7 protein-coding genes are annotated in these 9,211 nt (G+C 34.8%); 4 read left to right on the forward strand and 3 right to left on the reverse strand.

Annotated features, from left to right (window positions below):
• Positions 1–121 precede the first annotated feature (121 nt).
• Positions 122–2,314, forward strand: coding sequence for a catalase/peroxidase HPI (gene katG / locus GON26_RS14325; RefSeq protein WP_160375467.1), 2,193 nt, complete (start codon positions 122–124; stop codon positions 2,312–2,314).
• Between the two features lie 310 nt (positions 2,315–2,624).
• On the opposite strand, the gene purU is transcribed toward katG, so the two are convergent.
• The 3 genes from purU to GON26_RS14340 all read right to left on the reverse strand — a co-directional run bounded on the left by purU (position 2,625) and on the right by GON26_RS14340 (position 6,372).
• Positions 2,625–3,479: a formyltetrahydrofolate deformylase gene (gene purU, locus GON26_RS14330; protein ID WP_160375468.1), complete on the reverse strand. Its 855-nt coding sequence runs from the start codon at positions 3,477–3,479 to the stop codon at positions 2,625–2,627.
• Between the two features lie 122 nt (positions 3,480–3,601).
• Positions 3,602–4,330 carry a DUF4197 domain-containing protein gene (locus GON26_RS14335; RefSeq protein WP_160375469.1) on the reverse strand — a complete coding sequence of 243 codons (729 nt, stop codon included), beginning with the start codon at positions 4,328–4,330 and terminating at the stop codon, positions 3,602–3,604.
• Positions 4,331–4,776: 446 nt separating this feature from the next.
• Positions 4,777–6,372: a L,D-transpeptidase family protein gene (locus GON26_RS14340; protein WP_160375470.1), complete on the reverse strand. Its 1,596-nt coding sequence runs from the start codon at positions 6,370–6,372 to the stop codon at positions 4,777–4,779.
• A gap of 309 nt (positions 6,373–6,681) precedes the next feature.
• Here GON26_RS14340 and GON26_RS14345 point away from each other — a divergent pair, with 309 nt between their 5' ends.
• The 3 genes from GON26_RS14345 to GON26_RS21945 form a co-directional block, all read left to right on the forward strand.
• Positions 6,682–7,704, forward strand: a complete 1,023-nt coding sequence (locus GON26_RS14345; protein ID WP_160375471.1) for a hypothetical protein — start codon at positions 6,682–6,684, stop codon at positions 7,702–7,704.
• 194 nt (positions 7,705–7,898) lie between these two features.
• Positions 7,899–8,594 carry a hypothetical protein gene (locus GON26_RS14350; RefSeq protein ID WP_160375472.1) on the forward strand — a complete coding sequence of 232 codons (696 nt, stop codon included), beginning with the start codon at positions 7,899–7,901 and terminating at the stop codon, positions 8,592–8,594.
• Positions 8,579–9,211: hypothetical protein (locus tag GON26_RS21945; RefSeq protein ID WP_202110878.1), on the forward strand; the 633-nt coding region annotated here is incomplete at its 3' end. The genes GON26_RS14350 and GON26_RS21945, both read left to right, overlap by 16 nt.

The raw sequence follows: 9,211 nt of genomic DNA on the forward strand, positions 1-9,211 counted from the left end.
CAAATTAACAGGTTTTAGTTTGTATATTTGGTAAACAGTTAAATGTCAGCCAAATGTAATTTAATATAAAATTACGATTTACCGATAAAACCAATAATAATACACAAAAAAATTAAGAGAAATGAGTGATTCAAACGAAAGTAAATGTCCTTACCATAACGGACAAATGAAACCTACAAAAACTGCGGGAACATCAAATAAAGACTGGTGGCCAAATCGTTTAGATTTAAGCATATTGCGTCAGCATTCTACTTTATCAGATCCTATGGAAAAAGGTTTTAATTACGCAGCAGCGTTTAAAACTTTAGATTTAAAAGAAGTCAAAAAAGACATTTTTGATTTAATGACAAATTCTCAAGATTGGTGGCCTGCAGATTACGGTCATTATGGACCATTATTTATCCGTATGGCCTGGCATAGTGCCGGAACCTATCGTATTTCTGACGGTCGTGGTGGTGCCAGTTCAGGAAATCAGCGTTTTGCGCCTTTAAATAGCTGGCCAGATAATGGTAATTTAGATAAAGCCCGTTTTTTACTTTGGCCTATCAAACAAAAATATGGTAATAAAATCTCCTGGGCCGATTTGATGATTTTGGCAGGTAACTGTGCATTAGAATCAATGGGGCTTAAAACTTTTGGATTCGCCGGAGGACGAGAAGATGTTTGGGAACCAGAACTGGATGTAAACTGGGGGAACGAAACGACCTGGTTGGGAGACACCCGCTACAAAGGCGATCGTGAGCTGGATAACCCGTTGGCAGCAGTACAAATGGGATTGATTTATGTAAATCCTGAAGGGCCTAATGGTAACCCGGATCCAATAGGTTCAGGTCGTGATATCCGTGAAACGTTTGCCCGCATGGCAATGAATGATGAAGAAACAGTGGCATTAGTTGCCGGAGGACATACATTTGGTAAAGCGCACGGAGCGGGTGATGCTTCCCTTGTAGGCGCAGATCCTGAAGGAGGAAGTATTGAGCAAATGGGTATGGGCTGGAAAAGCACACACGGTTCCGGTGTAGGCGGAGACGCTATTACGAGCGGAATTGAAGGAGCCTGGAAACCCAACCCAACAACTTGGGACAATGGCTATTTTGAAACCTTATTCAAATATGACTGGAAATTGACCAAAAGTCCAGCCGGAGCACATCAATGGACACCAACAGATGAGAGCGCTGCAACCACAGTTGAAGATGCTCACGATCCTAACAAACGTCATGCTCCAATGATGACAACCGCAGATATGGCCTTGAAATTAGACCCTGTTTATGAGCCAATTTCCAGAGATTATTTTCAGAATTTCGACAAATTTGCCGATTCATTTGCTAGAGCATGGTACAAATTAACGCATAGAGACATGGGACCTATTTCTCGTTATTTAGGACCGGAAGTACCTACTGAAGTATTGATTTGGCAAGACCCGATTCCGGCTGCAAAATATGAATTGACGCACAGCGATATTGAGATTTTAAAAGAAAAAATACTTTCAAGCGGATTATCTGTTTCACAATTAGTAGCTACTGCCTGGGCTTCAGCTTCTACTTTCCGTGGTTCTGATAAAAGAGGAGGTGCTAATGGAGCCCGTATTCGCTTTGAGCCACAAATCAATTGGGAAGTGAACAATCCAACGCAGTTAAAAAACGTTTTGGCAACTTTAGAAAAAATTCAAAACGAATTTGTAAGTTCCGGAAAACAAGTTTCTATTGCTGATTTAATTGTTTTAGGTGGTTCAGTCGCTATCGAAAAAGCAGCGGCTAATGCCGGTTTTGATGTAAAAGTTCCTTTTTCACCAGGAAGAGGCGACGCCACTTTAGAACAAACCGATGTTGATTCGTTTGCTGCATTAGAACCAATGGCAGATGGTTTTAGAAATTATAAAAATGCAAAAAGTACCGGAATTACCGAAGAATTATTGATTGACAAAGCTCAATTATTAACGTTGAGCGCACCAGAAATGACTGTTTTATTAGGTGGTTTGAGAGTTTTAAATACCAATTATGATGGCTCTAAACACGGTGTTTTATCTGCAAATGCTGAAACGCTAAGCAATGACTTTTTTACTAATTTATTAGATTTAGGAACTGCCTGGAAAGCAACAGACGAAACTGGTGAAACATTTGAAGGCCGCAGCAGAACAACTGGGGAGTTAAAATGGACTGCCACCCGTGCCGATCTTATTTTTGGTTCTAACTCAGAACTTCGTGCCATAGCCGAGGTGTACGCTTTTAGTGATGCCAAAGAAAGATTCGTAAAAGATTTTGCTGCTATTTGGACTAAAGTAATGAATCTGGATAGATTTGATTTAGTTAAATAAGCTTCTGAGGTACTAAGTCTCTAAGTTCCTAAGTTTTACTTTTGGATTTTAAATAGTAAACCCAACAGGTTTTAAAAACCTGTTGGGTTTGTTTATTTTGTAAAGTATTCATTCGAAACAAAGTTTGAGATTCCTACGGAATGACAAAATTGCGAATGTTCTTTGTCTATAAAATTATAAGTTAAAATTCCTCAAAAATTAAGATAGCTCCTTTTGCGAACTTTTTTAGAAAACCAACAAACCACAAAGTAAAATAACCTTTGCGTCCCGATAGCTATCGGGATTGCGGTTAAAAAAACAACCTAAAAAATCAAGAAAATACCACAGTCTTATTACTATACACCATCGTCTTACGTTCGGCATGCAGTTTTATGGCTCTTGCGAGAACAATTCTTTCTAAGTCGCGGCCTTTCATAATAAAATCATCAACAGAGTGAATATGCGAAACTCTCGCTATATCCTGCTCGATAATAGGCCCTTCGTCTAATTCTTCGGTTACGTAATGACTCGTCGCTCCAATAATTTTTACCCCTCGTTTAAAAGCCGAATGATACGGTTTTGCTCCCGGAAATGCAGGCAAAAACGAATGGTGAATATTGATAATCTTGTTTTCGTATAGCGAAATAAGATTGGGCGTAATAATTTGCATATAACGCGCCAAAACAATAAAATTAATCTGAAATCTCTTTAGCAATTCAATTTGTTTTGCTTCCCCTTCCTCTTTGTTGTCTTTTGTAAAAGGAACAAAATGAAACGGAATATCAAATCGCTCTGCAATCGATCGCAAATCATTATGATTGCTTATGATAACCGGAATTTCGACATTTAATTCTCCGGCACTGTAACGCCCTAAAATATCAAAAAGACAATGATCATATTTAGATACAAAAAGAGCCATTTTAGGTTTTTGCTCCTGATTATACAATTCCCACGACATATTAAAATCCGTGGCAATCGTTTGGTCAAAATCTTCTTTTAAGCCTTCAATAGTAATGTGGTGATTGGTTAATTCACATTCCAGTCGCATAAAAAATATATTTTGCTCTACATCCACATGCTGGTCAATGTAGGTAATATTTCCTTCTACTTTAGCAATAAAAGTGGTCACTGCCGCAATAATTCCTTTTTGGTCTTTGCAGTGAATCAGGATGGTAATTTTTTGCATTTTTTGGTTTATCGTTTTTTGGTTAGTCAACCGAAAGTTCAAAAAGATTTGTGCAAAGTTCATCGTATTTTGTAAATCTTTGAATCTTTGCAGCTATGCCTCTTTGAACCTCCGGATAAAAATTATTTTCCGTCCTGCATGGCAAAAACGCTTTTCAATAAAGGCGTTGTTCTCGCACTAATATCGTTTCTGATTTCTTTTTCTTCCACAGCAATCATTTTAAAAACGCCTGCTAGAGCCTGGTTAGTGGTATAATCAGTCAAATCTGGATTTACTTTTTTTACAAGCGGAATCGTATTGTATTTGGTAATAATTTTGGTCCAGACTTCATCAGCTCCCACTTTTGCAAACGAACTTTTTATTACCGGATTAAATTTTCCGTACAAAGCTGTTGTAGTGCTGTTTTGCAAATAACTCGTAGCTGCGCTGTCATTGCCTAATAAAATGTTTTTCGCATCGGTAAACGACATATTTTTTACCGCCGAAACAAAAATCGGAGTTGCCTCTTTTACAGCATCTTCTGCTGCACGATTCAATACCTTAATTCCTTCATCGGCCAGTGATGCCAATCCTACTTTTCGTAAAGTCGCATCTACTTTTTTCAATTCATCAGGAAGCAGAATTTTAACTGCTTCATTTTTGTAAAAGCCATCTACAGCCGTTAATTTACTCACTTGTTCCGTAATCCCTTTATTCAGGGCTTCTTTTAATCCGCCGGCAATATCAACACCACCAATTCCGCCCATTCCGGGAATTTGCGAAGAGATTTGCGGCAATTGATTCAAGGTTTGTTGCACTTGTGCACAAGAGGTCAGCGACAGGGCCAACACAAAAACTAAAATAGATTTCATTGTTTTGGGGTTTATGAAATCCAAAAATACTACTAAATCCAAAAACAAACTATTATTTTCTTTCAGGAGCAGTAACATTTTGTTTCATAATTAACACTTGTCCTGCTATCCGCTATATTCCCGATTAACAAAAACTACGGCAAAAAAGCCTTGTTTTTCTAAATCGGGAGATGCCGCTTCTATCAGGGCTAGGTCAGAAGGTTTTATTTTCATAAGACTACACAGATAAAAAACAATTGAAAGAACACGTTGGGTGAAATAATTTTTAACACATAGAAACATAGCTTATTGAACTCATAAAAGGCGTTTCACTTGCATTAAAACATCCCGATAGTTATCGGGACTATGTGTGAAGAAACTAGTTTCTTTTTTGATTTTCTTTTTTTCAAGATCATAAAATCTATGTTTTCTATGTGTTTAATTAAATTTTCATTCATTACGAGAGATTATTCTATTTTAAAAGTAGGATCGTCTGGAAAAAGAATTTTATCCAGTTGGGGATCTCTTTTGTAAACATCATCAAAAAACCGAATTTCATTGTCTTCATTCACCCAGGCTGTAAAATACCCAATGTAGATAGGAACTTTTTTCTTTAGCATCAAGGGAGTTTCTTTCTCTCCGCTCATAGCCTGAGTTATTTTCTCCTCTGGCCAGTCCGGATAATTCTTTAGCATGGTAACCGCTAATTCTTTTGCCTTCATTACATTAATACAGCCATGACTAAAAATACGTTTCTCGAACGTAAACAAACTTTTGGCTGGAGAGTCATGCAAATAAATATCATTAGGATTCGGAAACATAAATTTTACCAGTCCCAGAGAGTTTTTAGGACCAGGCTTTTGTCTTACCTTTCCGTTGTTCCATTCCATATTATGATCGGTCAGGTAGTTTTTGTCCTCGGCCATTTTAAGTTTTAATTCGTTATTGATAATACTTGTAGGCAAATACCAATACGGGCTAAATACAATTCGGTCTATATTACCACTAAAAATAACCGTTTTCGTTAGTGGCGTTCCAATAAAAACATTCGAAACCAAATCGTATTTTCCGTCCCTCACAAAATACAGCATAAACGACGGAATATTGACCATCACGTACTCATTAGCTTTTGATAGACTTGGCGGAACCCAGCGACAGCGCTCCATATTAAGCAATAAGGTTTTAATGCGATAACCAATAGGTTCGTTCATTTGTTTGATATGATCCAGCGTAATAATATAGTTGGGCTTTAAATTGTAACGGTTTTTGTATTTCATGACGCCATCCATTAATTCCTGATCATAAAAATTGCTTTTATTATCATTTTTTAAATCGCCCACAATAAACAATCGCTTTCTAATTTCGGCAATAGTTGTCGAGCTGTCATCAGGTCTTAATTCTTTGAAAGGTTCTGTATAAGGTATTGGTGTCCAACTATTATCTTTTTCTATTTTTCGATATTTTTTTAAAACATCCTCCAGTTTGTAATATTGGTCCAGAAGCACTTTTTCATTTTTATCTAATAAGGCGGGATTTGTCATTAAGGAATCTAAAACCGATTCATACGAAATCTTCTTTTTAGGCAAAAACCATTCTATACTTTTAACGGTTTTATCATCCAGTCCTTCATAGACCTTTTTGGCATAAATGACATACATCGAAGACAGGAAGAGTTCCGTATCCGATTCGGACAATTTTGTTGGTGATTCTTCATCAAATATTTCGTCGATTTTCTCTTTGTAGGGCAAATTTATTGCAACACCTTCTTCTGTAGTCAGTGTTAGTTTATGATATAATAAATGTGCAAATTCATTGATATTCGCTCCTTCATACCAAATTGATTTGTAAGAGCGGTCTTTGTACAGTTTGCTAACCTCTTCCTGGGAGGATTTTAAATCTGGATATTTTTTAAAGAAGTTGGCTATTTCGACAGCATCAATGGTCGTAAGAAAAAATACAAATGCCTTTTTATTTGTAAGCGATTCGAGGGAATCAGCAGAAGATGTTAGGGGTGAAAAAAAACAGCATGCTAAAATTACAATTACTAATTTAAAGTTTTGCATATCTCAGAATATTAGGATTAAATAAAGAAAATAACAACACTAAAAGTACTAAATTACAATCAAAAGTGTATGATTTTTCATCTGCTATTTTGGTGTATTTCAACTGATATTTAAGTAGTTAGTCGTTATTAATTAGATGATGCCTAAATTATATTTATGAAATCGCTTTTTATAAATAGAAACAATTGATTGTCCTGTTTTGAATGTTAATTTTATATATTTGAAAGACAATAATACGAGACAAACATTCTCCAATCTACCCAAAAATGGTTGTATATGTGAATGTTTGTTGCGTGTATATAATATATTATGAAAAACCTAACTTACATATTTATACTTTTATTCTTATTTAGTTGTGGAGATAAAAAACCATATCCGAATAAAATCTCTGACTTCAGACCTGAGTTACAAATACAATTGAAAAAACTTCAAAAAGAAAATAATCTTTATTCTTTAGATGCTACTGCAAGTAGTTTTTTAAAAAAAAATTGCTCAAAAAAAGAATTAGAACAACTTATTGAATGCGAAGTCCCCTTATTAAGAGTTATTGCATTTAGAACATTAATAACCCGAAAAGATAAAGATTATTTTAAAACCTTATTAGGACACTTAAACGATACATCTAAAGTTTTTTGGTCTTCTGGGGATTTGGTAGGTGAACAAATGGTTACTGATTTGCTTATTGACGAGGCCAAAACTACTGGAACACTTACACAAACAGAAAAAAACATCTTATTGGATAGTGTTTTAATAAAACATTCTTACCTAGAAAGTTTTACTTATATGATTCAAGAAGTTGAACCAAAAGAAAAGTATTATTCAATTATAAAAAAAAGATGTGAAAAAAAAGATAAATATCGATGCGGAATACAATTAAGTGCCTGTTTTGCTTTGTCAAAATTTAAGAAAAATGAAGATTTAGAATTTTTAAAAAACAAATTTAATATTCTTGAAAGTCCTTGTGAAAATTGGATTTTTAAATCAATAGAACAAAATCCAAATGAAATTTATTTCCCAATACTAAAAAAGTATTTCGATAAAACTATTAAAAAGAACAAGCAATTCTCGTCAGATGACTTAAAATACTATTGCCGTGCAATCTCAATATATCAAAACAAAGAAAGTTTAGCACTATTAATAGAAATACTAGATAAAAGAAACTATTCTGACACGTGGTATTATAGATATAATGTAGATAATGTTTTTAGAGCAATTCACAAATATAAAGCACCTATATATGAAGATTTATATAATAAAATGAAGCCTCAAATGAGTAAATACGTTATGGAATATTTAGACAAACCAGATTATAACGAAAGGAAAACTTGGTAAAAATACATCTGCCAATAGCTACTACAACGGATTTGGGCAATTGGCTTAATGGGAAGTTGGTTTTGTATGTGGGTTAATTTGGCAAATCCGAAGAATGGGCTTAATTTAGTCCCAGACCCACTGTAATGCCAAGACGTTCTAGGATATTTTAAATTCCGGAAACGATAACTTCTATTTTTAACAAGAAAAAATCAATGAATAATATTAGAGAAACTGAAAGCTTGCAAAAATCAATTTGGCATGAACTCGGACATTGCTTTGTGAATGTTATAATGGGCTATAAACTTAAAAAATTTCAAATACAATATAATCATTCAAAAACTTATGTAAATACTAAATTAATTGAAGAGAAATATTGGACAGGTTGTGTAGAAACAGATAATGAAAAAAATATCTTAGAGAAAATAGAAAGTCCGAAACATCTTAGTTCATCAATTATAAATTATTTTATTGGATCAATTTTCGAAACCGCTTGCTTATCAGTTATAAAAAATGAGCGCGAAAAAGCACTTCAAATTTTCTGTAATAAAACGAACGGATCTGATTATGTAAAATATTTATATTTAGTTTCTAAAATTGAAAATATTAAAATAGATTATATCAAATATTTTAATTTGCTCGATAAGGAAGTTTTTAGAAATACAGAATTGCATAATTCAATTAAATTCTTGGTGAAAAAAATTGATGACGAAAAAATGATTATAACAAATGAGGCCGTGAAAAAAGTTTACATTTTAAATACTCAAACAATTTCGTTTATTCAATTGGAGATTAAAAACATATTAGAGAATAATGAAAATTTAAATATTGAAAATTGCATAATAGATTTAGAAAATGAAATAAAAAAATACCCGATTGCGCGGATTTGCAATCCATGTCCGCAAAGATAACCCGATCGCGCGGATTTGCAATCCGTGCCCGCAACAACAAGACACAAACAAAAGCTACAAGAAAAACAATTCCTGTAGCTTTTTTTTATGAATTGAAACTAACAATGTTTGGTTATGAATTACAAATCGTTCTATCCGTTTTTTATATTGAGGATTTAGCACACCCTGGATTTCAACCCGCTGGCTATCAATATATCATCCCGCTGGGATTTTTTTTGTTTGGGGTTATCGAATTTACAAATGAGGTTTTAAGGTTCATTTACCCCAAATTTGACGTCGCGGACGTCAAATTTGACATGGCGGACGTCAAATTTGACATCACGGACGTCAAATTTGACATCACGGACGTCAAGTTTGACGTGGCGGACGCCAAATTTGACATCACGGACGTCAAATTTGACATGGTGGACGCCAAATTTGACGTGACGGACGCCAAATTTGACGTGACGGACGCCAAATTTGACGTGACGGACGCCAAATTTGACATGGCGGACGTCAAATTTGGGGTGATTCAAGAGTATTGGAACGTGTACAAAGTCATGAGGCTTCGCAAAACTGGAGAGAAGAATGCCGAACTTCACGTCACGGACGAGAAATTTCACATCGCCGACGTGAAA

This window comes from Flavobacterium hydrocarbonoxydans, assembly GCF_009789235.1.
Taxonomy (GTDB): domain Bacteria; phylum Bacteroidota; class Bacteroidia; order Flavobacteriales; family Flavobacteriaceae; genus Flavobacterium; species Flavobacterium hydrocarbonoxydans.

Excerpts from the sequence above, each read along its gene's own strand:
- katG (WP_160375467.1), top strand. The coding sequence starts at position 122 with ATGAGTGATTCAAACGAAAGTAAATGTCCTTACCATAACGGACAAATG.
- purU (WP_160375468.1), bottom strand. The coding sequence starts at position 3,479 with ATGCAAAAAATTACCATCCTGATTCACTGCAAAGACCAAAAAGGAATT.
- GON26_RS14335 (WP_160375469.1), bottom strand. The coding sequence starts at position 4,330 with ATGAAATCTATTTTAGTTTTTGTGTTGGCCCTGTCGCTGACCTCTTGT.
- GON26_RS14340 (WP_160375470.1), bottom strand. The coding sequence starts at position 6,372 with ATGCAAAACTTTAAATTAGTAATTGTAATTTTAGCATGCTGTTTTTTT.
- GON26_RS14345 (WP_160375471.1), top strand. The coding sequence starts at position 6,682 with ATGAAAAACCTAACTTACATATTTATACTTTTATTCTTATTTAGTTGT.
- GON26_RS14350 (WP_160375472.1), top strand. The coding sequence starts at position 7,899 with ATGAATAATATTAGAGAAACTGAAAGCTTGCAAAAATCAATTTGGCAT.